Source organism: Acetobacterium fimetarium (assembly GCF_014284475.1).
Taxonomy (GTDB): domain Bacteria; phylum Bacillota; class Clostridia; order Eubacteriales; family Eubacteriaceae; genus Acetobacterium; species Acetobacterium fimetarium.
On record NZ_WJBC01000020.1, the window covers coordinates 29,345 to 55,701 of the forward strand.

A 26,357-nucleotide genomic window follows, 5' to 3' on the forward strand; every position below is an offset into this window, starting at 1 on the left:
GGAAATTGATATGAGTATGGTAAAATTAGTGAATGTTCACAAATCTTTTGGGAATTTGGAAGTTCTTAAAGGAGTTAATTTAGAAATTCAGTCCGGTGAGGTGGTCTGCATCATTGGCGCCAGCGGTTCTGGGAAAAGCACAATGCTGCGTTGCCTCAACCATCTGGAGCGTATCACGGATGGAGAAATATACATCGAAGGTGAATTGACAGATAAACGTGAAAATAATAAAGATCTGATGAAGATTGACCCGGCTAAGGTACAGATCCTTTGTACTGAACTGGGCATGGTTTTTCAGAATTTCAATCTTTTTCCACATCTTTCGGTTATTGATAATGTAACAATTGCACCGATCATTGTCAAAAAAGCCAAAAAAGAAGAAATTGAAAAGGTTGCTTTGGATTTATTGAAAGAGGTGGGGTTGTCAGAGAAAAAAGATGAATACCCATCAAGGCTTTCCGGTGGGCAGCAACAGCGTGTGGCTATTGCCAGAGCGCTGGCGATGAATCCCAAAATAATGATGTTCGATGAGCCGACTTCGGCGCTGGATCCGGAACTGGTTGGTGAAGTATTGGCGACCATGCGGCATCTTGCTGAAAAAGGGATGACCATGATTATTGTAACCCATGAAATAGGATTTGCCAGAGAAGTCGCCGATCGGGTGATTTTTATGGATCAAGGCGTCATCTGCGAGCAGGGAACGCCGGAAGAAGTCATCTTACATCCGCAAGAAGAACGAACAAAAAGCTTCCTCAACAAAATACTTTAGAAAAATATTAAAAATTGTCTTTTAGGCAATTTTTTTTATTTGCTTTAAAATACATGGCATGGTACAATCAGTTCATGCTAATTTTTGGAGGGATCAAAATGATACAGGCTAATTTTCATATCCATTCTGAATATTGTGATGGACAGAATACTTTAGAAGAAATGACAAAAGCCGGAATCGCAGCAGGACTGAAAAGTATCGGATTTGCAAGCCATATGCCGTTACCATTCAAAAATGATTGGACGATGGATGAAGCAAAGCTCAGTCATTATTTTGAAGAAATCAGCGATCTTAAAGAAAAATATGCATCATCAATTGAAATATACTGCGGGATGGAAATTGATTATTTTATCGACCGCCAGGATATTTCAGAACTTGCAAAAGAAATCTTGCCAAAATTGGACTACACGATTATGTCCATTCACACCATCGGATCCACTTACGGTAATGAAGTTTCATACATCGATGATACCCGCGAAGATTTTGCCAGGGGTATCAAAAACTACTATGATAACCAGCCGCAGCAGTTTATCGAGGCCTACTATAAGGGCATCGGTGAGATGGTATTAAGGCATCAACCTGATGTTCTAGGTCATATTGACCTGATTAAAAAGTACAATCAGGAGAATTTCTTCTTCGATGAAAATGATTTCTGGTACCAGGAGACAGTGAAAAAATGCCTGGATACGATTGCCGAAACAAGGACTCGAATGGAGATTAACACCGGCGCAAATATGCGCGTACCAGGTGTTGGCCGCTATCCTTCAGACTGGATGATTCCGGAGATGGAAAAAAGAAAAATCCAGATCACGGTTGGCGGTGATAGCCATTCAGTTGAAGGGATCGTAAATGAATACAATGAAGCGGAAATGTTTCTATTAAGCTGTGGATACAAGGAATACTGGATGTTAAAAAAAGGCCGCTGGGAAGCACAAGCTTTAGGGGTGTAAAATGGATAAGCTCGATCGCAACAAAATCCTGTACATCCTCATTGTGCTTGTTTTTTTGGGCATTTTTTGGGGGTGGTATCATTTGAAAACTTCCAGCGGGACGCAAATGAGCGTAACGGATGCCGAGAATACAAGCGAAAACAGCAGTGAAACCGACAGCGATGCGAAAGACGAAAAAGTCATGGTGCATATTACCGGTGCCGTTTTAAATCCCGGGGTCGTAACCTTGAATCAGGATGCCCGTTTAGCTGAAGCGATAGCGGCGGTTGGCGGTTTGACCGATGGCGCTGACATCAGCAGTCTGAATCTGGCCAGAAAAGTGAAAGATGAAGAAAAAATTCACGTTCCCGTCACCGGCGAAGTTGTCGAAACGGCTCAGACGGGAGCAACGAATAAAATAAATATTAATACGGCAAGCCTTGAGGAACTCAAAAGTCTGCCTGGAGTTGGAGAAGTGATTGCCCAGGCAATCATCGATTACCGGGAAAAAAATGGCAGTTTTACCAATCCGGAGGAATTGAAGAATGTAACCCGGATTGGTGATAAAATATATGATGGCTTGGCTGAATCAATAACGATATGAAAATGGTTACATCGACGTTTGGTAATAAAAGATTATCAATAGAGATTAAAATATTAGATTATATGTTTACATTCATAATATATGTGTTATACTTAATAGTAGAATTTAGAGTTAAGAGTAAGGAAAGGGTTGACCATGGAGTTATCAACTAGAGAAAAGGAAATTATCGAAATAGTAAAGCAAAAACAACCCATAAAGAGTACTGAAATAGCCGAAATTTTAAAGATCAATCGAGCAACGATTCGACCTGATCTGAAAATTCTGACCATGCTTGGAATTCTCGAAGCAAAAAGAAAGGTTGGTTATTATTATACTGGTCGTTCGCTTTTGCATATACTTGGTAGTTATATCAAGACAATCAGTGTGATGGAAATCCAGACAGAGCCGACGGTTGTCGAGGAGACAACTTCAATTTATGATGGGATCATCACAATGTTTACCAAAAATGCCGGAACCTTGTATGTTGTGGATGGTAAATACCTGTCAGGGATTGTATCGCGTAAGGATTTTATAAAAGCGATGATCGGAAGAGAAGAGGTCGAGTCCCTGCCGATTCCGCTGATTATGACGCGGATGCCGAATATCATTTATCTGGAACCCACTGAATCGGTTTATGATGCCGCTTACAAAACCATGTTTTATGAGGTGGAATCATTGCCGATCGTCAATAAGGAAATTGACGAAAAAGGCAATCAGCGATTAGTACTTGTTGGGAAAGTATCACGCACCAACATCACCCGTTATGTGGTGAATATGGGCGAAAATACGGAGTGATGAGGTAGCTTAATGAAAGACATTGTAATTTTCGTGGTTTCTGATACACTGAGCGAAATTGGCGAGCTTTTGGTCAAGGCCGGCAAGAGCTGCTTTGAGAGTTCAATTCGCGAGGTACGGTTTCATCCTTTCATCAATGACCGGCAGGGAATTGATTATTTATTGGAGCTGGCAAAAAAAGAAGACGGACTGGTGGTGTACACCTTTGATTCTTCGGAACTGAAGAGCTACATGGAAACAGAAGCAAAACGTTGGAACATTCCGATTTATGATGTCATGGGATCCCTGGTGGAAACATTAAGAGGAATCACTGGTGAAGAACCGACAAAAAGCTTTAAACCAACATCTGAATTGGATGATCATTATTTTAAAAAGGTCGCCGCCATCGAGTTTGCTGTGAAATATGACGACGGTAAAAATACCACTCACCTTGATGAAGCGGATATCATTCTAATCGGTGTTTCGCGCACATCAAAAACGCCGATTAGCATTTATTTGGCAAACAACAATTTTAAGGTGGCCAATATACCCTTAATGCCGGAGGTGGAACCGCCTCAGGAATTATTTGAAATTTCGAACAAAAAAATATTTGGACTTATTCTGGATCCAGATCACCTTGTGGACATTCGAACTGAACGTTTGAAAGCAATGGGTCTGACAGGAACTTCTAATTATGGAAGTTACGAAAGAGTCATGATGGAGTTAGAAAAAGCACAACAGCTTTTTGATAAATTGGGATGTATGGTCATAGACGTAACATCGAAGGCAATTGAAGAAATTGCTGCTATTATACTTGCAAATATAATGAGGAGGTAGACAAAATGTCTAAAAAATGGGTTTATTTGTTTGAAGAAGGTAACGCAAACATGAAAGAGTTACTAGGGGGGAAAGGTGCCGGATTAGCGGAGATGACAAACATTGGGTTGCCTGTTCCGCAGGGTTTTACAGTAACAACTGAAGCATGCACCGAGTATTACAATCAGGATAAAAAACTTTCAGACGAAATCGTCGATCAAATCAATAAAAATCTTGTCATTCTGGAAGCAAAATGCGAGAAAAAATTTGGTAACAAAGCAAATCCATTATTAGTATCCGTACGTTCTGGAGCAAAATTTTCCATGCCAGGCATGATGGACACCATTTTAAACCTTGGACTTAATGATGAAACCGTTGCAGGAATTGCCGAGTCCACAAATAACGAACGATTTGCTTTCGACAGCTATCGTCGTTTCATACAAATGTTTGGTGATGTTGTTCAGGAAATCAGCAAAAATAAATTCGATAGCGTTTTGGAACATGCCAAAGAAAAAAATGGCTATAAAGATGATACTGAACTGACGGCTGATGACTTGAAGGCTGTCGTTGTAGCATACAAGAAAATTGTCAAAGAAGAAACCGGGAAGGATTTCCCACTGGATCCCAAAGAACAATTAATGATGGCAATTGAAGCAGTGTTCAGATCTTGGAACAATAACCGTGCGATCAGCTATCGAAATATGAATGACATCCCTCATGATATTGGAACCGCTGTCAATGTTCAGTCGATGGTTTATGGAAATATGGGAGACGACTGTGGAACCGGTGTTGCGTTCACCAGAAATCCTGCCACCGGACAGAAAAAATTGTTTGGTGAGTTTTTAATTAATGCTCAGGGTGAAGATGTTGTTGCCGGTATCCGGACACCGAAAAATATCGATGACCTCAAGGATTTGATGCCTCCAGTTTATAAACAATTCCATGAAACTGCGGAACTGCTGGAAAATCATTACAAAGATATGCAGGATATCGAATTTACCATTGAAAGAAACAAGCTCTATATGCTGCAGACCCGTACCGGAAAAAGAACAGCGGCGGCTGCTCTTCGGGCGGCAGTTGAAATGGTTGAAGAAGGTCTGATTACAAAAGAGGAAGCAATTTTGCGTTTAGATCCATTATCATTGGATCAGCTGCTGCATCCAACTTTTGAAGAAGCGGCGTTAAAAACTGCAGAACTGCTGGGAACCGGTCTTCCTGCTTCACCAGGTGCGGCCATGGGTAAGATTTATTTTACCGCTGAAGCTGTTTGTGCGGCGGCAGCGAATGGTGAAGAGACCCTTTTGGTTAGAAAAGAAACGTCTCCTGAAGATATCGAAGGGATGAATGCTGCCAACGGAATTTTAACGGCTCGTGGCGGAATGACCTCACATGCAGCTGTTGTAGCCCGTGGTATGGGAAAATGCTGTGTTGCCGGATGTGAAGCATTCAAAGTGGATGAAGCGACCAAACAATTTGTTGTTGCCGGACAGGTGTTTAAAGAAGGTGACTATATTTCACTAAACGGCAGTACCGGAAAAGTATATAAGGGAAGCATCAAAACAGTAACACCGGAGCTATCTGGCAACTTCGGAAAAATTATGGAATGGGCTGATGCATTCAGAACAATGGGCGTTCGAACAAATGCTGATACACCAAGAGATGCTTCGGTGGCAATCCGCTTTGGGGCAGAAGGAATCGGGCTGTGCCGAACTGAGCACATGTTCTTTGACGAAGCCCGTATTCCCAGCGTGCGACGCATGATTCTTTCCGATACGAAAGAATTGCGGGAAAAAGCACTAGCCGAAATCCTGCCGATGCAAAAAGAAGATTTCATCGGTATTTATAAAGCAATGGAAGGCCGACCGGTTACGGTTCGTCTGTTGGATCCGCCTTTGCATGAATTCCTGCCGACTGATGAAAAAGACATTATCGCATTGGCAAAAGACCTGGGTCTCACCAAAGAAGATATGATGACAGTGATTCACGGATTGGAAGAGTTCAATCCAATGCTTGGCCATCGTGGCTGTCGTTTGGCAATCACCTATCCTGAAATTGCTGAAATGCAGACAAGAGCCATTATGGAAGCGGCTATTGAAGTGAAGGAAGCAACCGGTTTTGACATTGTTCCTGAAATCATGATTCCACTGGTTGGAATTAATGAAGAGTTGACTTATCTGGATAAAGTAGTCCGAAACACGGTGGAAACCGTCAAAGCAGAAAAAAAATCAGATATCAAATATCTGATTGGAACGATGATGGAAATTCCCCGGGCAACCCTGATCGCCGATAAGATTGCCGAAACTGCCGAATTCTTCTCATTTGGAACCAATGACCTGACTCAGATGACTTACGGCTTCTCGCGTGATGATGCCGGTAAATTCATAACCGATTATAAAGATAAAAATATTTTGCCAAACGATCCGTTCCAGAGTATTGACGTAGAAGGCGTAGGAAAACTGGTAGAGATGGGTGTGACTTTAGGCCGTAAAACAAAACCAAATCTAAAAGTTGGTGTCTGCGGAGAACACGGTGGCGATCCGAAATCCATTTACTTCTTCCATAAAGTGGGATTAAGTTATGTTTCCTGCTCACCATTCCGGGTGCCGATTGCCCGATTGGCAGCCGCACAGGCAGCACTTGGTCAAAGCGAAAACGACAAATAAGAAATTCTAATAAAAAAATCCTGGCTAATGTCAAAACATTAGCCAGGATTTTTTAAGGTGCCGAATTACTACTTGCATTTCTGCGGAGATGGATGACGTTCTCTGAATCCTTCAAGATCTTCGGTTGGACTATAAACTTTAAGTGACATTTTATCAAGGTCGAAATCGAATTCCAGGGGGCTGTCGCCCTTAAGATCTTTTAATACATCAACAATGAGATCACCATCATTAATCTCACTCATGGGAATGACAGCGACTCCGTGATCATCAAAACTGGCAGCTTTCACTTTTTCCTGAATCATTTCAATAACTCTTTTCTTGTCCATAAAAACACCTCTTTCTTAATATTTTGATTTAATTTGAGTATACCCTAAAAAGTTATCGCATAAACAATTTAAAAACAAAGAAAAATTTGAACGTTTCAAATTAGCGATACCCGCCGGTAGAATGCCCCAGAAACTTAATGATTCTTTAATTTTGTTTAAATTTCAAAATCGGGGATAAAAATAAAGGAAATTACTGATTTGTTAAGAATAAGATTAAATACGGAGTTGTCTTCATGATAACTGCATTAGAAAAAATAAGGGAAATATTGATGACAGCATATTATTCAGAGGAAGTAATTCAATCAGTTGTAGAAGCAAATGACATCGTCGATGTCGTTTCAGGTTACATGACTTTAAAACGAACAGGAAATTCCTACAAAGGAAAATGTCCGTTTCATAATGAAAAAACAGCATCCTTTACGGTGTCCAGCGAGAAGCAATTATATCATTGTTTCGGGTGTGGTGTCGGTGGAAATGTCATTACTTTCATTATGGAAATAGAAAAACTGCCTTTTGTGGATGCACTGAAATTTTTAGCGGCGAGAGTCAACCTGGTTCTGCCTGAAAAGCATAATGAACAGGAAGACCAGCAGGCCTATGAGAAGAAAAAGCGGCTCTACGATTTGCATCGGGATGCTGCGAATTACTATTACCGATGCCTGAAAACAAATCAATCAGGTATCGAGTATCTTTTAAAACGCGGTATTAGTCAGGAAACAATTAAAACGTTTGGTTTGGGTTACGCAACAGCAGATTGGGATCGTCTGTTTGGCTTTTTGAAAACAAAAGGTTACAGTATTGAAGAAATAATAGCATCGGGATTGGTACTGGTCTCTGAGAACAACCATCACTATGACCGTTTTCGAAACCGGATCATGTTTCCCATCGTTAATCCGCGCGGTCAGATCGTTGGTTTCGGCGGTCGGATCATGGCTGGGGATGCCAAAGGACCTAAATATTTAAATTCGCCGGAAACACTGATTTTTTCAAAAAGTTATGAATTGTACAATCTAAACCATTGCAAGAAATTTATCGATGAAGGACGAATCCTGATTGTCGAAGGGTATATGGATGTTATTTCTTTATATGAAAAGGGCATAAAAAATACCGTTGCGGCATTGGGAACTGCATTTACCGCATTTCATGGGAAAATTCTTGAACGATATGCCAATGAAGTGGTTCTGACCTTTGATGGCGACAGTGCCGGAGCAGCGGCGACAGAAAAAGCGATGAACATCTTGAAAAACACCAATTTAAATGTTAAAATAGTAATCTTGCCGGAAAAGGATGATCCGGACTCATACGTCCAAAAATATGGCTTTGATGGTTTCAATGATTTGGTATCCAACGCTTTAACGATTATTGAATATCAGTTGAGATTACTGAAAAAGAAAAATGATCTTACGCAAACCGATGGACGGCTGAACTATGGAAATGAGGCCATCAAAGTTTTAAAAGGTCTTTCAGGATCCGTCGAGATTGATTATTACAGTAAAATGGTTGCCAAAGAGACCGGCATCAATCAGGAAGTCATCCGTCGCGAAGTGATTCGCTCAAAAACAAACGCCAATCAGTCAACCGGGATAAATTTGAACAGGAAAGAGCCAGCGGATACAAAGATACCAAAAGCTTATGAAAAAGCTCAGCAACTGGCGATCCAGTATTGTTTGAAAGCACCCGATTCGATCGCAGCATTTCCAGGCGAGTACTTGACCGATGATTTTTATCAGAGATTGCTGACAAGTGCATCGGAAAGAATACAAGAAGACGGAAAAATTGAAATAAATCGATTATTATCTCATTTTCACGATCCTGGGGAGACTCAGATAATCGTTGAGCTGATGATGAATGAGAAGGAAGTTTCCCGGATCGATTACCAGGATGCACTGGAAATCATGAAACGTTTTTATAACAAGGCGCAACTTGGCCAACTTTCGGAGCAGATAAAAAGAGAAACAACGAATGGTAATGACGATGAGGTGGCAAAGCTCACCAATCAATTAATTGAAATGAAGAAAATGATGAAGGATAACGGGAGGCACTAAAATGAAACAAGAAAAATTAGAAGTCGTCATTGATATTGATGATGACGAAAATACAGCCGAAAAGATTGCTGTCGATCAAATGCCGGAAGTTCAACTTCTTTTAAAACGTGGTAAAACAAAAGGAAGCCTGAATAACCACGATTTTGAAGAAATTTTAGAAAAAATAGAACTGGATCCGGAAGAAATTGATTCGATCTATCTATTCCTTCAAAAGGAAGGAATAGAAATTGCTTTTTCAGATCTTGAACTGGAAGCCCTGGATGCTGCCGAGCTTGAAGAAGAAAATCAGAAAGAGCTTGAATTAGCTGATTCAGTCAGTGTGAATGACCCGGTACGGCTTTACCTGAAAGAAATCGGCAAGGTGCCATTATTGACTGGTGATGAAGAAATGGCGCTGGCCAAACGGATGGAAGCCGGTGATGACAGTGCCAAAAAAGAATTGGCTGAGGCCAACCTGCGTCTGGTTGTCAGTATTGCAAAACGCTATGTCGGCCGGGGCATGTCCTTCTTGGATCTGATTCAAGAAGGAAATCTGGGACTGATCAAAGCGGTAGAAAAATTTGACTACACCAAAGGGTTTAAATTCAGCACCTATGCAACCTGGTGGATACGTCAGGCGATCACCCGCGCTATCGCCGATCAGGCGAGAACCATTCGGATTCCGGTTCATATGGTTGAAACCATAAATAAACTGATCCGGGTTTCGCGACAGTTGCTGCAGGAGTATGGCAGGGAACCAACCCCGGCTGAAATCGGCAAGGAAATGGGATTCTCGGAAGAAAAAGTCCGTGAAATCCAGAAGATTGCTCAGGATCCGGTTTCCCTGGAAACACCGATTGGGGAAGAGGAAGACAGCCATCTTGGTGATTTCATTCAGGATGAAGATGCGCCGGCGCCGGCGGAAGCGGCATCTTACGCGTTGCTGAAAGAGCAGTTGATTGAAGTGCTGAACACCTTGACAGAACGTGAAGAGAAAGTTTTACGGCTGCGATTTGGTTTGGATGACGGCCGCGCCCGGACTTTGGAAGAAGTTGGTAAAGAATTCAATGTAACCAGAGAGCGGATCCGCCAGATTGAAGCGAAAGCTTTGCGCAAACTCAGACATCCCAGCCGCAGCAAGAAGCTCAAGGACTATTTAACGTAAAATGAATATTCAATTGAGTCCACGTTTGAAAGTCATTGCAGACTGTGTGATCGGGGCAAAAAGCATGGCCGATATCGGTACCGATCATGGCTATCTGCCGGTTACACTGGTTGCGGGAAATCAGGTATCAACCGCAATCGCTGTTGATGTCAATAAAATGCCGCTAGAAAAAACAAAGAAAATAATCAGCACGCATGGACTTGAAAAATCCATTGAGACCCGACTTGGATCGGGTCTTTCTGTGCTTGAACCAGGGGAAGTTGAAGTCATTGTTATTGCGGGAATGGGCGGGCTTCTGATTCGGGATTGCCTGAAAGCGGACAGTGCGGTTGCCCAAAATACAAAAAAACTGATTCTGCAGCCGATGAATAATCAAAAGATACTGCGACGATACCTGGAGGAAAACGGGTATCAGATCACCCGAGAAGAATTAGCCCAGGAAGACGAACGCATTTACGAAGTGATGGTCGTTGAGCCGGGAGAAATGGTGTTCACTAATCCACTGGAATACGATTTGGGCCATCATTTTATGGCCAACAAACATCCGTTATTGAAAGCTCTGATTGACCGAAAGATAAGTCTGGAAGAAAAGATTCGGGAAAATACCCGGGGAAAAGATACGTCCTTTGCAAGACAGCAGTTTCTGGCGAGCGAAGCGTATATAAAAAAACTGAATGAGGTAAAAAAATGTCTGTAAAACTCAGTGAAATAACCGGTTTGATCGAGAAAGTCGCGCCTAAAAACATCGCGGAAAATTGGGACAATGTCGGACTGCAGGTAGGGTCGAGCAGACAGCTGATCGAGCGGATCGTGCTGACTCTCGATGTAACCGCCGATGTGGTCAAGGAAGCGGTAGAGAAAAAGGCGGATCTGATTATTGCCCATCACCCCTTTATCTTTCATGGTTTGAAGACGCTTGCTGCGGACAATGAAAAAGGCCAATTGATTACAATGCTGATAAAAAATGACATTGCCCTTTACGTTGCCCATACAAATCTGGATAAAGCGGAAAACGGCCTAAACGACTTTTTGGCACAGCTGCTTGGTCTGGCAGACCGACAGACACTGGAGCCGTCAAACCCGGAAAACTTTGTTAAACTGGTGGTTTATACACCCCAGGAAGCAACGGATAAAATCATCGATGCTTTTGGCAAGCATGGTGCCGGTTCAATTGGCGACTACGACTATTGCAGCTATCGCTCATCCGGCATCGGCACGTTTCGTCCCCGGCCGGGTGCAAATCCTTATATTGGAGAAATTGATGCGATTACCAGTGTTGATGAAGACCGCATCGAAGCCATTGTTCCCAGGAATTCGTTGAAACAGCTGCTCATTCAATTGAAAAATAGTCATCCCTATGAAGAAATGGCTTACGATATCATTCCGCTCGAAAACGGCGCGTTCATTAATCAACGCGGATTAGGCAAAATCGGCTGGCTTAAGAAACCGATGCGGTCCGTCGACTTCATCGATTATGTGAAAAAGACTTTGAATCTGAAGGCCCTGCGAGCGGCGGGAAAGATGCCGGCAACGATTCAACGGGTTGCCGTTTGCTCAGGCGCCGGCGCCGATCTGATTGGGTTGGCCAAAGCAAAAAAAGCCGACGTGCTGATCACCGGAGACTTAAAATATCATGATGGTCAGCGGGCTCAGGAAAACAATTTCTGGGTAATCGATGCCGGACATTTTGGTACGGAGAAATGCGTGGTGGATTGCTTCAAGCAGATTATCCAAGCGGGTTTGCCGGAAAATTGCCCGGAAATATTGACTGCGGCATCGTCACAAGACTATATTTCAAATTACTAGAAATAGTTATTGAAATTCAGCCGCAAAAAATGTATACTATATTGATTTAGTAAGTCAGATAGTCGCACCCGGTTAACGCCGGTTGAGGAAAGTCCGAGCTCCCCAGAGCATGGTGCCGGGTAACACCCGGTGGAGGCAACTCTAAGGCCAGTGCAACAGAAAGTATACCGCCAGCAATGGTAAGGATGAAAGGGTGAGGTAAGAGCTCACCAGCGGTGTGGTGACACATCGGCTATGTAAACCCCACCTGGAGCAAGACCAAGAACGGACTTTAAAAGACGGCTGCTCGTCGTTGTCCTATGGTAGGTCGCTGGAATTTATTGGCAACAATAAATCGAGATAGATGACTATTTAAACAGAACTCGGCTTATAGACTTAGTAAATCACCATTGTCAATTAAGGACTATCGTAAACTTTGCGATGGTCTTTTTTGCATCTTAAACAGAAAAAACGCAATTTAAAGAGTTTATTCTTTAAAATAATGCGTTTTCTTTTGAATGTTAACAACTATTTGTTATAATAGAATGAAAATAGCGGGATGTTTGGAGAATCGAACTTGGATAAATTTGGGAACAAGAATATTGTATTAGCAATTGACTGCGGCACAAGAGGGATCAGAGGGATCCTTTTTGATGACTTTGGAAATGAACTGGGAAAGAGCGAGCAAATTTTTGACGGCTACTATTCAAAATCGTTTCAATGGAAGGAAGCACCACCGGAAATGTTCTGGAATGGTTTGGTGGACGTAGTCAGGGAGCTCAATCAAAAAGACCCGGTTCTTTTTAATGCAATTCAGGGCATGACGGTATCATGTCAGCGTGATGTCATCACCGTGGTTGATAAAAAAGGGGAACCGCTGCGTGATTTCATCAGCTGGCTGGATCGAAGAGAACTGGATGAGGCACTGCCATTTGGAATCCCCTATGCCCTGCTGTTTAAAATGATTGGATTCAGTGATGCTGCAAAATCATTCAGTCGCTTAACCCATGCCAATTGGATCAAAGTGCATGAACCGGAGCTCTGGGAAAAAGCTGATAAGGTGGTTCTTTTATCCACCTATCTTGTCACGAAGCTGACCGGGCAGATCAGGGACAGTCGTTCGGCCATTGCCGGGCATCTGCCCTTTGATACCAAAAGGAAACAATGGTGCAAAAAAAATGATGTCAAGTATCAGATCATCCAGGTCGAACCGGAAAAATGTTATGATTTGGTCGATTCGTTTGAAATTATCGGCAAACTGACGCCGGAGGCATCGCAATTAACCGGTTTGCCCCTAGGCCTTCCCGTGGTGTCATCGGGCACCGATAAGGGCTGTGAAACGGTCGGAGTGGGAGCGTTAACACCGGAAACGGCCAGCATTTCTTTGGGTACCCAGTCGACGGTGGAAATTTCCACTACGAAATATGTTGAACTGTATCCTTTTTATCCCTCCTTTGCAGCGGTTCAAAACGATGCATACAATCCCGAGGTGACCATTTATCATGGCTTTTGGATGGTGAACTGGTTTGTTAAAGAATTTCTGGAACCGGTAAATCCCGATGCGCTTCATACCCTTCTGGAGGAGTATCTCAAGGAGACAACGCCAGGTGCGGATGGCCTCGTCCATCAGCCGTACTGGGGAATGGAGGCCTTCAAACCAGAAGCGCGAGGTTCCTTCATCGGCTTCACGGAAGGCCACACCAAGAAGCACATCTATCGGGCGATTGTTGAAGGATTGGGATTTGGCCTGCGGGAAGGACTGGAACTGATTGAATCAAAAACGAAAATCCCGGTGCAAACCATCGGTCTTTCGGGCGGCGGATCCAGAAGTGATGGTGTTACCCAGATTATGGCGGATATCTTCAACCGACCGGTCTATCGGGTGCAGACCTTTGAAACAACGGGATTAGGTGCAGCGATGGCGACGTTTGTGGGCTTGGAACATTTTGAAAGCATTGAAAAAGCCGGCGAACAGATGGTGCATCAGTCACAGGTGTTTACCCCGGACCCGGCGAATGTGAGAAAGTATTCAGGAATTTATAATAAAATATATAAGAAACTCTATGGTCGCGTAAAACCGCTGTATCAATCGTATCAATAAAATGCAGTACTGCTGACATATTAGAAGAAGAGGTCATAAGATTTAATGAAAAACAATTATAAAATGGGCATTGACATTGGTTCGACCACCATCAAGGTGGTCATCATTGATGAAAAAAATGAAATTGTCTACGAAGAATATCGCAGACATTTATCGAATATTAAAATAACAATCGTTGATTTGTTAAAGGAAACCTATGAAAAAGTAGGCGATTTGCAGACCAAAGTATGTGTTACCGGATCCGGCGGTTTAATGATTTCCCAGTGGCTGGGAATACCCTTTGTGCAGGAGGTGGTCGCGAGTACCCTGGCAGTTGAACGCTGTATTCCGCGGACTGAAGTTGCGATTGAACTCGGCGGCGAAGATGCTAAAATAACATTTTTCAAGGGGACTGTTGAACAGCGAATGAACGGGACCTGCGCCGGTGGAACCGGAGCATTCATCGATCAGATGGCGGCGCTGCTCAAGACTGACGCCGACGGACTCAATGAGTTATCAAAAGAGCATTCGATGATCTATCCGATCGCATCACGATGCGGTGTTTTTTCCAAAACAGATGTGCAGCCGCTGATCAATGAAGGGGCCGAAAAATCGGATATTGCGGCGTCGATTCTGCAGGCAGTCGTCAACCAGACGATCAGCGGTCTGGCATGCGGACATCCGATTCGGGGGAATGTCGCCTTTTTGGGTGGACCGCTGTTTTTCCTGTCTGAACTGCGACAGCGTTTTATCGAAACGTTGAAACTCACTGATGATCAGATCATTTTTCCGCAGAAATCCAATTTGTTTGTCGCCATCGGAGCCGCCTATTCGGCGGAAAAAGAACAAACCATCGACTTCAAGGATCTGGTTGCCGCAGTGAAAAATCTGGATGCCGTCTCAGAAAATGAAGTGGGTCGGTTGGAACCACTCTTTGTGAGTCAGGTAGAACTGGACCGGTTCCGAGAGCGCCACAATAAAAATACCGTAACAAGAGCCGAACTGCAAAACCATACCGGATGCTGTTTTTTAGGCATCGATGTGGGCTCTACCACGACAAAAGCAGTCTTGATCAATAGGGATGGAGAACTGTTGTACAACTACTATGGCGGCAACGAGGGCAGCCCCTTGGCTCAGTCCATAAAAATCATCAAGAAGATATACAATGCCCTTCCGGCGGGTGCTTACATTGGCAAATCCACCGTAACCGGTTATGGCGAAAGCTTGATCAAGCAGGCGCTAAAAATCGATATCGGCGAAATCGAAACCATTGCTCACTATAAAGGCGCGCGGTATTTTCGACCGGAAGTTGATTTCATCCTCGATATCGGCGGTCAGGATATGAAATGCATGAAGATAAAAAATGGGACCATTGACAGCATTATTCTCAATGAAGCCTGTTCATCGGGATGCGGTTCGTTTCTGGAAACCTTCGCAAAATCTCTGGGGCTGGAAATGGATGCTTTTGTTGAAGCGGCGTTAAAGGCCAGGAATCCGGTTGATCTCGGTACCCGCTGCACCGTTTTTATGAACTCCAAGGTTAAACAGGCTCAAAAAGAAGGCGCGGAAGTTGGGGATATCTCAGCGGGGTTATCCTACTCCGTCATTCGCAACGCTTTGCAGAAAGTCATCAAGATTCATAATCCCAAAGAGCTGGGTGAACACATCATTGTTCAGGGAGGAACCTTCAACAACCAGGCCGTACTTCGCACCTTTGAAAAAATAACCGAAAAAGAAGTCACCCGTCCGGATATTGCCGGTTTGATGGGGGCTTTTGGATCAGCCCTGATTGCCAGGGAAAACTATACTACCGGAGAACGCAGCAATCTTTTAAGCCTGGAAGCTTTGGATGATTTTGATGTTGAAGTCAGCCACCGCCGTTGCGGTGGCTGCAGCAACAATTGTCTTTTGACCATCAACCGGTTCAATGATGGCAGCCGCCACATAACCGGAAATCGCTGTGAAGTCGGAGAAGGTATTTCCAAAAAGAACAAAGACCTGCCCAATCTTTATCAGTACAAATACAAACGTATTTTCAATTATGAGACCCTGTCGTCTGAAAAAGCACCCCGAGGCGTCATCGGGATTCCGCGAGCATTGAATCTCTATGAAAACTATCCGTTCTGGCATACGTTTTTCACCAGTTTGGGGTATCGCGTGGTTCTGTCGCCGGAGTCTAACCGAAAGATCTATGAAAAAGGAATGGAAAGCATTCCCTCCGAATCGGTTTGTTATCCGGCTAAGCTGGTACATGGTCATATCCAGAGTTTGATTGATCAGGGCATCAAGCTGATCTTCTATCCCTGCATTCCCTATGAAGAAAAGGAGTTCAAGGATGTCGACAACTGGTACAATTGCCCGATCGTCATGTCATATCCGGAAACGATCAAACATAATCAGGATGATATCCGCAAAGAAGGCATCACGTTCCTGAATCCCTTTGTGCCCTTCGACAATGACCAGCGTCTGGAAGAGCGACTTGGCGAAATCTTCAAGGACTTCGGCATCAGTGCTGCAGAAATTGCGACGGCAATGACTGCGGCGATCGAAGAACGGGAAGCCTTCCGAAAGGACATTGAAAAAAAGGGCGAAGAAACCATTGCCTATCTTAAAGAAACCGGGCAAAAAGGGATCGTGCTGGCAGGGCGACCCTATCATATTGATCCGGAAGTGAATCACGGACTGGATAATATCATCACCGGTCTGGATATGGCAGTACTGACCGAAGATTCAATCGCACACCTGCATAATGAAAATGAGGAAGAACCCTTCCGCGTTCTGGATCAGTGGAAATATCACAGCCGTCTCTACAAAGCGGCAGAGGTGGTCAATCAATATGATTTCCTGGAGCTGGTGCAGTTGACTTCCTTCGGTTGTGGACTAGACGCGGTCACCTCGGAACAAACCCAGGAAATCCTTGAAAGTTGCGGCAATATTTATACCTTAATCAAAATTGATGAGGTGAATAATCTCGGTGCCATTCGAATTCGAATGCGGTCGTTAAAAGCGGCGATGATTGAACGGGATAAAAACGATATAATCGTGCCGGTAAAACCACTTAAACAGCGGGTCGTCTTTACGAAAGCAATGAAGAAAAACCACACGCTGCTGGCACCCCAGATGTCGCCGATCCATTTCGACTTTATCGAAGATGCCATGAGAAGTCAGGGGTATAACGTTGAGGTGATGCCCAGCGTCGACAATGCGGCCATTGATGAAGGCTTAACCTACGTCAACAACGATGCCTGCTATCCCACCATCATCACAACGGGTCAGATTATGGCGGCGCTAAAATCCGGGAAATATGATCTCGACAATGTCTCAGTGTTAATGACTCAGACCGGCGGACCCTGCCGGGCTTCCAATTATGTTGCCTTTATCAGAAAAGCGTTGGAATCAGCGGGAATGTCGCAAATTCCGGTTATTTCAATCAGCGCCATCGGACTTGAAAAAAACCCGGGATTCAAGCTGCGTCTGCCGCTTCTTTCCCGACTGCTGATTGGGATTGTCTACGGCGACCTGATGCAGCGGGTCACCAGTGCGACCCGTCCTTACGAACTGCATCCGGGATCAACGGAAGCGATTTATCAATCCTGGCGGAAAAAAATCAAGGAAAATGTCAGGAACGGCAGTCTTCGTGAATTCAAGGGAAATGTTCAGGCGATTGTAAAAGAATTTGATGCCTTGCCGCGAATTGACAAGAATATTCCCAAGGTTGCGATTGTCGGAGAGATTCTGGTTAAGTACCACCCCACGGCGAACAACAATCTTCAAAAAGTACTGGAAGATGAGGGCGCAGAAGTGGTGATGCCGGACATGATGGATTTCTTCTTATACTGCTGCTACAATCAGGTGTTTAAATATGAAGAACTTTCCGGAAAGAAAAAATCGATGGTAGCCGCCAAGTTTGCCATAAAATTACTGGAAGCTTCCCGAAAAAATATGAAACAAGCATTACGGGAGAGCAACCACTTTCACGCGCCTTCAACGATTGAAAAGAAGGCCAGCAAAGCGAAGGAGTTGATTTCGCTGGGAAACCAGGGTGGTGAAGGTTGGTTTTTGACGGCCGAGATGATGGAACTGATCGAGGATGGTGTGGAAAACATCGTTTGCGTTCAACCGTTCGCTTGTCTGCCCAATCATGTCATGGGCAAGGGCATGGTAAAACCCATCCGCCAAAAATATCCCCGCGCAAATATTGCCCCCATCGATTATGATCCGGGAGCAAGCGAAGTGAATCAGCTCAATCGAATCAAGCTGATGATGGGAACGGCAATGAAGAATCTGGAGCGACAGAAATAAAAAAAGACTGGTGTATCCGTCTACTTCGGCTTGTCGGAAAATACCGTACCGACCAATTGTTAATCAGTTGTATGCTTGCAATTCGTACAGGCTACCGCCTGTTCGCCTTGATGCACACAACACGATGTAACAATTGTCGGTACTACTTTAGCAATTTTATACAGTTTCAGGCTGGCGTTCATGCCAGTCTTTTTTTTGCGCAAAAAAAAGAACCGCTTCAACCGAAACAGCTCATTTTTCTAAATGAAAAAGGGGAGTAATTCATTTAGAGATAAAGGATTATTTGTGATACTTTTATTATAGTTAGGCCGGATAGATAATACAATCATTATTTTTCTTATAACGTTTTCAACTTTTTCGTTGCGATTTAACCCAAAATTTACACCTGAAAATTTTCAATATGATATAATTCTTCTTAAAGAAAAAGAAACCGGCAGCCGGAAAACTGATCGAAAAGCTTACGGTACTTTTACAGTTGCCAATGATAAGAACAAAAGGAGTCACTAATGAAGAAAATTCTTGTAATCGAAGATGAGTTGAATATATTTGAATTAATAAAGTTCAATCTGGAAACCCACGGGTTTGAAGTGGACGGTGTTCAGGACGGCGCGATAGCCATCGAGAAAGTGCTTAAATATCAGCCGGATCTGATCATTCTGGATCTGATGCTGCCGGGAAAAGATGGAATCAGTATCTGCCGGGAAATTCGCGCAAACTCGACGGTATCCTATATCCCCATCATTATGCTCACGGCCCGAAGTGAAGAGTTTGACAAAGTTCTGGGTCTGGAAATTGGCGCCGATGATTATATCACCAAACCCTTTGGAATAAAAGAATTGTGCGCCCGTGTCAAGGCGGTTCTGAGACGTACCGAAGTCTTGCTTTCAAAGGAAGAGGATACCATCAAAGTTGGCGATCTGTTGATTGAGCCGAAAGCTTTTATGGTCTATAAAGATGGCGATAAACTCGGTCTGACATTAAAAGAATATGAATTATTGGTGTATCTGGTCAAACACCGTGGAGAAGTGCTGACGCGGGATCAATTACTGGATCAGATCTGGGGATTCGATTACTACGGCGAAACAAGAACAGTGGATGTGCACATCCGCTATTTGAGAAAAAAGATCGAAGATCAATCTGACGAAGGCCGAAAATACATTGAAACGGTTCGGGGGGTCGGATATCGATTCGTAGAAGAATAGAGGGAAAAAATGAAAAAACGTTTATCCATTTCACTGATCATTGTTATTGTCGCCGGTATGATAAGCAGCGGTTTATTCGTCATCATCAGTTACAGTCAGAGCTATTATTCGGATACGCAAGCCAGTATTAAGGAAAGCAGTGATTATATTGCAAATTATATTCTGCCGGATTTTCTGGCAACTGGAAGCGCCGAAGACCTGGATCACTTCGCGGATAGCATGGATATCCGCATCACCATTACCAATGTTGAAGGTGATGTCATCTACGAATCCACAGCCGGCCTGGAAGAAGAACCGAATCACAAGAGTCGTCCGGAAATTGTGGGCGCTCTGGCAGGCAATACAACGACCGAGATACGCTATTCGAATACCCTCAATAATAAAATGCTCTACGTCGCAACGCCTTATTATGATACCGATGATTCAATCAAGGCGGTATTGCGGACGGCATTGCCGGTGAGCTCCATTGACAATGTTATTTTGAAAATGGTGGAAAATATTCTGCTGGTTATTTTCACAACGATTTTAGCAACCATTTTACTGATCACCTTGATGCTGAATCGTGAATTAAAACCATTGGATGATGCCTCGGCTTTTGCCAGAGCGATTGCGTCAGGAAAATATGGCCAGCAGCTGTCGATGATTCGGAAGGATAAAATCGGTGAATTGGTGGAATCGCTGAATCAGATGTCGCTGCAGTTGAATCACTCTTTTACCGAAATGAATCGAAAAAACGCCGAACTGACATCGATTCTATCAAGCATGAACCACGGGGTGATTGCGATTGATCAAGAGAATCAAATCATTCATCTTAACGATGCGGCTCGAAAAACGCTGGATCTCACGGCCGAAGAAAAAGTAATCGGGAAAAATATTCTGGCGGTTTATCGTGAAGCGTTTATTCCGGAACTGATGGAATATCTGAAAAACGAAGAATCTGAACGAACGAGCTTTGAATCCCGGATTCATCAGGATCAGATCATGCGAGTCTACATCAACCGGATCGTTGAAGCTGAAAACAACAGTATCTCAAACGGCCATATTATCGTATTGGAAGACATTACATTGCTGAAGAATCTGGAAAATATGCGCCGTGATTTTGTTGCAAATGTGTCCCATGAACTTAAAACCCCGATAACGACTATTAAAGGGTTCATTGAAACGATTCAGGTCAATAAAATCGATGATCCGCAGACACTGGAACGCTTTTATTCAATTATTTCGGAAGAAAGCGACCGCCTGAGCCGACTCGTCAGCGATATTCTAGTTTTGTCGCAGCTTGAAAACAAGGGTGGATTCGAAAGAAAATTTGAACACTTGCAGCTTAACCGGGAAATAACCCAAATATTCGATATTCTCAAGCTTAGCGCCGAGAAAAAAGAGATTGTGATGCTAGCGTCCGGTGAAGAATCAATCACGCTGAATTTCGTGGCTGATGAATTCCGCCAGATGATGATTAATCTGATCGACAACGCCATAAAGTATTCAGAAACCGGAAAAAAAGTTGAAGTGGTTATGACGCACGATGCTGATGAAGTCAGAATTGAGGTAAAAGATCAGGGATATGGCATCCCGGAAAAAGATATTGACCGAATTTTTGAACGCTTCTATCGTGTCGATAAAAGTCGCTCAAAAGAAAAAGGAGGCACCGGTTTGGGCCTCGCAATCGTAAAACATATTATTTATAATAATCGGGGAAAAATTGTGGTCAACAGTAAGGTCGGCGAAGGAACGGCCTTTGTCATTCATTTGCCGAAGACTAGTTATTGAGACGGTTGAAGATGGTCGTTTTTTTCAAAAGCCGCATCAGTTCCCGGGCGGTGATGCCGACAAAAAAACCGGTGGGAATTGCCAGCAGCATTAAGAAAAGAAAATACAGCATCAGGCTGCTGGTCTGAACCACAATTGAGGCAACAATAACCTGCCCCAGATTATGGGCAATGGCACCAAAAATACTGATAATGATCAGTGAAAAATCATTGCGGCTGAAGTGCAGGATCAACGTCATGATGAACAGACTCAAGAGACCGCCGGCAAGGCTGTAAATAATGGAAAAGCCGCCGCCGAACATAAATCCGGCTAGCAGAACCCGTGCGATGACAACCAACAAAGTCAGCGGCCAACCCAGCGTGAGCAGAGACACTAAAGTGATAATATTTGGCAATCCGATTTTAGCGCCGGGGATTGGAAGCGGCACCGGGATCAGGCTTTCCACGTAGCTTAAGATTAAAGCCATCGAAACAAACAGACTCAGAATAACCAAACGGTAAGCTTTCGAATTCATCAGGATTCACCGGTAATGACTTCAACTACCAGTTTATGGGGAAGGCAGACAATGGTTTCCCCGGGACTTGAAATCGGGTAGGTTTTGACGCAAATCTTATCGCGGCAATCAGCATCGGTAATTTTTGCCTTACCGTCAGAAATGACAAGGGTATTATAACCGCCATCGGCAGCTTTAAAGGTTTCAGTGTGGTCTTCGGAAAGGGGAAGAACGGCAACAACCTCACCATTGCTGGTGACACGGACAGAGAGCGCCTGATCGGTTGCATTGATAATATAAAAAAGGGCAATCCCCCCCAGACTGATGATGAGCAAAATGGCGATGACGATAATTTCTTTTTTCTTCATGGTTACCTCGTATTTTATTAAATGCGATACAAATAAAAATGAAAATGAAATTTATAAAATATCTGCAATGCTTATTTTATATGAAAAAGGGTGAATGGTAAAGGCTTTACCATTTTTTTATGCTTTTTTTCAAAGACTTTGGTATAATACATTTACTTGTGTGAATTGGAGGAATGTATGAGCAGAATAAATAGATCGAAGAATAGCTTAAAAGTAATTGGTTTGACGATGGTGACGTGCTTGATGGTGACGCTTTTATCCGCTTGCGGTAAGTCGGATACAGTGACGCGCAGTGATTTTTTGCTTGATACCTTCGTAAGCATCACATTATATGGAGAATCTGATGAAGCCCTGCTTGACAAACCTTTTGAAAAAATTGAAGCGCTTAATCTGGAATTATCCTCGACTGATGCGGGAAGCGATGTACTTCTGATTAATGCAAATGCCGGGATTCAGCCCGTAAAAGTTTCGGAGGCCACCTATCGGATTATCGAAAAGGGCATCTACTATTCAGAAATTTCGGGAGGCTATTTTGATGCAACGGCAGGCCCGCTGATCGATTTATGGGCGATCCATGAACCGGAAATAAAAGATCCCCCCTCACCGGAACGGATTGCCGAGGCTCAGAAAAAAATAGACTATACAAAAATTGTGCTGAATCCGTCGGAACAGACTGTTTATTTAACTGATCCCGGGATGGTGATCAATCTTGGTTCCGTTTCCAAAGGTTGCATTGCGGATGCCGTCATGGCGGTGATCAAGGAAGAAGGCGTAAAACATGCCATCGTCAATTTAGGCGGAAATATCCTGGTCATGGGTGGAAAAGCAAACGGCACTGATTTTGGCGTTGGCGTGGAAGATCCCAACAATCCTGGTAATGGATACATTGGCGTTGTATCGATCAAAGACGGTTCGGTGGTAACTTCTGGCGATTACGAACGCTATTTCACCGATTCTGCCGGGAAACGCTATCATCATATTCTTGATCCTTTTACCGGCTATCCTTCAGAATCAGGCCTGACGCAGGTTACGGTTGTGACCGATGCATCAATTGACGGGGATGGCCTGACCACGACGCTATTCTTGCTTGGTTTAGACAAGGGCCTGGCTCTGGTTGAAAAGCTGGATGGGGTCGAAGCTATTTTCGTCACGAAAGATAATCGGGTCATTGCGACAAAAGGGCTCAAGGACATTTTTAAATTTGACGAAACAAACTACGGAAAAACCTACACGTTTACGCAGCTGCAATAAATGCGGCGATTGTTCGATGTTTTTTACTTTCGTAATCGCCGGGAAGATTAAAGTAATAGAAAGGGAAAAAATGCAGGATCAGGAACGATTGGAAATTTACAGAAAAGAAGCCATCCGTTTACGCAGAGCGCTTCATCAGATTCCGGAAGAAGGATTTAAATTAGAAAAAACGCAGGCCTATATCATCAATTATTTAAAGACAATGGGTTATGAACCGGAAACGGTGTGTCAATCCGGCATTGTTCTATATATAAAAGGAACAGATGAAAATAATACGATCGCATTTCGGGCCGATATGGACGCGCTGTGCATCACGGAAGAAGCCGAGCATGATTACGTATCCAGGCACGTGGGGATGATGCATGCCTGCGGACATGATGGACACATGACCATGAATCTGCTGCTGGCAAAATACTTGTATGATCATCCCGAAGAGCGAAAAAGAAGCGTCTTATTGATTTTTCAACCCGCCGAAGAAGGTCCCGGTGGTGCAAAACCAATGATAGCGACAGGAATACTGGAAAAATATGATGTGAAAGCGATTTTTGGCTATCATCTTTTTCCTTTTGTTGAAGAGGGGATTCTCAGCACAACAGATGGTCCAATGATGGCAAAAAACAGTGAATTCTTTATTACCGTGCATGGAGTCAGTGGGCATGCTGCCGAGCCACAGCTTGCTGTGGATGCGATTGTAGCCAGTGCTTCTCTGGTCACCTGCATCCAGAGCATCATCAGCCGAAATTCCGATCCGATGGAAAGTGCAGTGATCTCGATTGGTTTATTGAATGGCGGTACAAGAGTGAACGTGGTCGCCGAAGAAGTTAAACTTGGCGGGACAATTCGTTCATTCAGTATGGAAAATCATCGCATGATTCATCGGCGCCTTGCAGAAATTGTGAAAGGCATTGAAATGACCTATGGGTGCAGCATTGATCTTGAATTTGTCGACATGTATCCACCGGTAATCAATGATCCGGATCTGTACAAGATATTTTTAGAACTTTGCGAATCAGAAGAACGTGAAAAACTTCAGAAAATCATGCTGTCAGAAGATTTTGCCTTTTTTCAAAAGGAAATTCCGGGATTGTTTATCGGTTTGGGAACCAGAAACACCAAAAAAGGCTTTGATCATGACTTGCACAAGACAGAGTTTAACTTCGATGAAAAAGTGCTGCTGAAAGGCGTTGGCATGTCACTTGAATTTATAAACTATCCAAAACAATTTTAACAGGAGGAATTTAATATGTATCAGGAATTTGCACAAGTTTATGACGAACTGATGAGCGAAATAGATTATAAAAACTGGGCTGACTATGTCAGCAGAATATTTCTCAACGGGAAACGGGAAATCAAATCAGTGTTGGAATTTGGCTGTGGAACAGGAAACATCACCTGTAATTTGGCAGCGAAAGGATTCGATATGACAGCGGTTGACCTGTCTGAAGGAATGCTGACAATTGCCGACGAAAAGGCAGATCGGATGGGCATAAAAAATATCCAATTCTATTTGGGCGATATGAGTAATTTCCAAATCAATCAGACATTTGATGCCGTTATCTCATGTTGTGACAGCGTCAATTATTTACCTAGCCTGGAGGCAGTGCAGAGCTTTCTGCTTTGCAGCTATGATTGTTTGGAAAGTGGTGGATTACTGGTATTTGATATGAATACTGTTTCAAAATACAAAAAAGTTATTATGGATAACACCTATGTCTATGATCTTGATGATATCTACTGTGTATGGGAAAACGAACCACACTTTGAAAACAACGAAATGCATTTTAATATAACATTTTTTGATAAAAATGAAGATGGAACCTATAATCGCCACGAAGAAACTCAAGTGCAGTATTTTTATACCATCGAAGATATCCACCTCTGTTTGAAAAATATCGGATTCCAGAATATGAAGTATTACAATTTCGGAACCTTCCTGGCAGGAAGCAATGAAGGCGACCGCATTCAAATAGTTGCAGAAAAAAAATAAAAAAACGAAGAAAAAGCATTGACAAACTGAATTATCAGCCGTATAATAACACTTGTCCCAATTGATGGTCGCTTAGCTCAGCTGGGAGAGCACCTGCCTTACAAGCAGGGGGTCACAGGTTCGAGCCCTGTAGCGACCACCATTTTTCACAAGTTTATACAGGATGGCCTGGTAGTTCAGTTGGTTAGAATGCCAGCCTGTCACGCTGGAGGTCGAGAGTTCGAGTCTCTTCCAGGTCGCCATTTTTACAATGGCAGGTATAAACATAAAATAGCATTAAATGCGACAATCAACATTGCTACCCCAAGGTTGATCAGGGTAATCCTGTCATTGGATTGCAGACCAAGGAGTAGTAAAGTTATGTAACGAACTTTAAACGTTTAAAGTTAATGTTTGCCCAGATAGCTCAGTCGGTATAAGTAGAGAACCCAAATCTTTGATTTGGTGTGAATCACTTAGTTAGGCAGACAAATGTATTGCCGATACGATTGAAGACAAACAGAACTATTTTATTATTTGCCCAGATAGCTCAGTCGGTAGAGCAGAGGACTGAAAATCCTCGTGTCGGTGGTTCGATTCCGCCTCTGGGCACCACTAATGCGGAAGTGGCTCAGTGGTAGAGCATCGCCTTGCCAAGGCGAGGGTCGCGAGTTCAAATCTCGTCTTCCGCTCCATTTTTTATTTTAATAGGGTGCCATAGCCAAGCGGTAAGGCAAAGGTCTGCAACACCTCTATCCCCAGTTCGATTCTGGGTGGCACCTCCAAAATAAATAAAAAAACAGCTTGACAATCAGAAGAAACGACGATATAATAGAAAAGCTTTCGAGTGAGAAAGCGGCGGTCATAGAAAAGAGAATAGTACCATAAAACCTGTAAATAGCCTTGAAATCCTTCGGGATTTCGGCAAAATAGAAACAGAGAGATGCACTCTATAAAACATCAGCTCGGCAGAGGATAAAGTGCACTCGGTAGAGTATAAAACTTAAGTTTTCATGAGACAGCATTTAAAGGCCGAAAGGCTTTAAATACAAACTTTTATTGAGAGTTTGATCCTGGCTCAGGACGAACGC

General features: G+C 43.4%; 20 protein-coding genes, 5 tRNA genes and 1 other RNA gene. 23 read left to right on the forward strand and 3 right to left on the reverse strand.

Annotation, left to right across the window (positions count from 1 at the left end; genetic code table 11):
- Window positions 1-10: 10 nt before the first annotated feature.
- The 6 genes from GH808_RS11980 (at window position 11) to ppdK (ending at window position 6,534) form a co-directional block, all read left to right on the forward strand.
- Window positions 11-769, forward strand: coding sequence for an amino acid ABC transporter ATP-binding protein (locus tag GH808_RS11980; protein ID WP_279289684.1), 759 nt, complete (start codon window positions 11-13; stop codon window positions 767-769).
- 98 nt (window positions 770-867) lie between these two features.
- Window positions 868-1,719 (forward strand): histidinol-phosphatase HisJ, encoded by an 852-nt coding sequence (gene hisJ, locus GH808_RS11985; protein ID WP_186843029.1) that lies wholly within the window; start codon window positions 868-870, stop codon window positions 1,717-1,719.
- A gap of 1 nt (window position 1,720) precedes the next feature.
- Window positions 1,721-2,302 (forward strand): helix-hairpin-helix domain-containing protein, encoded by a 582-nt coding sequence (locus GH808_RS11990; RefSeq protein WP_186843030.1) that lies wholly within the window; start codon window positions 1,721-1,723, stop codon window positions 2,300-2,302.
- A 135-nt stretch (window positions 2,303-2,437) separates the two neighbouring features.
- A complete protein-coding gene (locus GH808_RS11995; protein WP_186843031.1) occupies window positions 2,438-3,076 on the forward strand; it encodes a helix-turn-helix transcriptional regulator in 639 nt (212 codons plus the stop codon).
- Window positions 3,077-3,088: 12 nt separating this feature from the next.
- Entirely contained in the window at window positions 3,089-3,892 is an 804-nt protein-coding gene (locus GH808_RS12000) for a pyruvate, water dikinase regulatory protein (RefSeq protein WP_186843032.1), read from the forward strand.
- A 5-nt stretch (window positions 3,893-3,897) separates the two neighbouring features.
- Window positions 3,898-6,534 (forward strand): pyruvate, phosphate dikinase, encoded by a 2,637-nt coding sequence (gene ppdK / locus GH808_RS12005; protein ID WP_186843033.1) that lies wholly within the window; start codon window positions 3,898-3,900, stop codon window positions 6,532-6,534.
- Window positions 6,535-6,602: 68 nt separating this feature from the next.
- On the opposite strand, the gene GH808_RS12010 is transcribed toward ppdK, so the two are convergent.
- Window positions 6,603-6,860: a hypothetical protein gene (locus GH808_RS12010; protein WP_186843034.1), complete on the reverse strand. Its 258-nt coding sequence runs from the start codon at window positions 6,858-6,860 to the stop codon at window positions 6,603-6,605.
- Window positions 6,861-7,093: 233 nt separating this feature from the next.
- Here GH808_RS12010 and dnaG point away from each other — a divergent pair, with 233 nt between their 5' ends.
- From dnaG to GH808_RS12055, 9 genes are all read left to right on the forward strand, one after another.
- A complete protein-coding gene (gene dnaG, locus GH808_RS12015; protein WP_243166203.1) occupies window positions 7,094-8,905 on the forward strand; it encodes a DNA primase in 1,812 nt (603 codons plus the stop codon).
- 1 nt (window position 8,906) lies between these two features.
- Complete coding sequence (gene rpoD / locus GH808_RS12020; protein WP_186843035.1) at window positions 8,907-10,049, forward strand: RNA polymerase sigma factor RpoD; 1,143 nt, start codon at window positions 8,907-8,909, stop codon at window positions 10,047-10,049.
- Window positions 10,050-10,074: 25 nt separating this feature from the next.
- Window positions 10,075-10,746: a tRNA (adenine(22)-N(1))-methyltransferase gene (locus tag GH808_RS12025; protein ID WP_243166204.1), complete on the forward strand. Its 672-nt coding sequence runs from the start codon at window positions 10,075-10,077 to the stop codon at window positions 10,744-10,746.
- Window positions 10,737-11,855 (forward strand): Nif3-like dinuclear metal center hexameric protein, encoded by a 1,119-nt coding sequence (locus tag GH808_RS12030; RefSeq protein ID WP_186843037.1) that lies wholly within the window; start codon window positions 10,737-10,739, stop codon window positions 11,853-11,855. The genes GH808_RS12025 and GH808_RS12030 overlap by 10 nt, the downstream gene beginning before the upstream one ends.
- A gap of 46 nt (window positions 11,856-11,901) precedes the next feature.
- Window positions 11,902-12,241: RNase P RNA component class A (gene rnpB / locus GH808_RS12035), an RNA gene on the forward strand.
- A 170-nt stretch (window positions 12,242-12,411) separates the two neighbouring features.
- A complete protein-coding gene (locus GH808_RS12040; RefSeq protein ID WP_243166205.1) occupies window positions 12,412-13,935 on the forward strand; it encodes an FGGY-family carbohydrate kinase in 1,524 nt (507 codons plus the stop codon).
- A gap of 45 nt (window positions 13,936-13,980) precedes the next feature.
- The gene (locus GH808_RS12045; protein ID WP_186843039.1) at window positions 13,981-18,216 is read left to right on the forward strand and encodes a 2-hydroxyacyl-CoA dehydratase; all 4,236 of its coding nucleotides are present in this window, start codon (window positions 13,981-13,983) and stop codon (window positions 18,214-18,216) included.
- 506 nt (window positions 18,217-18,722) lie between these two features.
- Entirely contained in the window at window positions 18,723-19,418 is a 696-nt protein-coding gene (locus GH808_RS12050; RefSeq protein WP_186843040.1) for a response regulator transcription factor, read from the forward strand.
- Window positions 19,419-19,427: 9 nt separating this feature from the next.
- Window positions 19,428-21,188, forward strand: a complete 1,761-nt coding sequence (locus GH808_RS12055; RefSeq protein ID WP_186843041.1) for a sensor histidine kinase — start codon at window positions 19,428-19,430, stop codon at window positions 21,186-21,188.
- Here the strand turns inward: GH808_RS12055 and GH808_RS12060 are convergent.
- Window positions 21,178-21,702 carry a Gx transporter family protein gene (locus GH808_RS12060; RefSeq protein WP_186843042.1) on the reverse strand — a complete coding sequence of 175 codons (525 nt, stop codon included), beginning with the start codon at window positions 21,700-21,702 and terminating at the stop codon, window positions 21,178-21,180. The genes GH808_RS12055 and GH808_RS12060 overlap by 11 nt on opposite strands.
- Window positions 21,702-22,049 carry a NusG domain II-containing protein gene (locus GH808_RS12065; RefSeq protein ID WP_186843043.1) on the reverse strand — a complete coding sequence of 116 codons (348 nt, stop codon included), beginning with the start codon at window positions 22,047-22,049 and terminating at the stop codon, window positions 21,702-21,704. The genes GH808_RS12060 and GH808_RS12065 overlap by 1 nt, the downstream gene beginning before the upstream one ends.
- A 177-nt stretch (window positions 22,050-22,226) precedes the next feature.
- Between GH808_RS12065 and GH808_RS12070 the strand changes: the two genes are divergently transcribed.
- The 8 genes from GH808_RS12070 to GH808_RS12105 all read left to right on the forward strand — a co-directional run bounded on the left by GH808_RS12070 (window position 22,227) and on the right by GH808_RS12105 (window position 26,051).
- On the forward strand, window positions 22,227-23,300 hold the full coding sequence (locus tag GH808_RS12070) for an FAD:protein FMN transferase (RefSeq protein ID WP_186843044.1): 1,074 nt from the start codon (window positions 22,227-22,229) through the stop codon (window positions 23,298-23,300).
- 70 nt (window positions 23,301-23,370) lie between these two features.
- The gene (locus GH808_RS12075) at window positions 23,371-24,528 is read left to right on the forward strand and encodes a M20 metallopeptidase family protein (protein ID WP_186843045.1); all 1,158 of its coding nucleotides are present in this window, start codon (window positions 23,371-23,373) and stop codon (window positions 24,526-24,528) included.
- 15 nt (window positions 24,529-24,543) lie between these two features.
- Complete coding sequence (locus tag GH808_RS12080; RefSeq protein WP_186843046.1) at window positions 24,544-25,287, forward strand: class I SAM-dependent DNA methyltransferase; 744 nt, start codon at window positions 24,544-24,546, stop codon at window positions 25,285-25,287.
- A gap of 66 nt (window positions 25,288-25,353) precedes the next feature.
- Window positions 25,354-25,429, forward strand: a tRNA-Val gene (locus GH808_RS12085).
- Between the two features lie 23 nt (window positions 25,430-25,452).
- A tRNA-Asp gene (locus GH808_RS12090) sits at window positions 25,453-25,529 on the forward strand.
- A 276-nt stretch (window positions 25,530-25,805) separates the two neighbouring features.
- Window positions 25,806-25,881, forward strand: a tRNA-Phe gene (locus GH808_RS12095).
- A 5-nt stretch (window positions 25,882-25,886) separates the two neighbouring features.
- Window positions 25,887-25,961: transfer RNA gene (locus GH808_RS12100), tRNA-Gly, on the forward strand.
- A 16-nt stretch (window positions 25,962-25,977) separates the two neighbouring features.
- Window positions 25,978-26,051 (forward strand) — tRNA-Cys (locus GH808_RS12105).
- Window positions 26,052-26,357 lie beyond the last annotated feature (306 nt).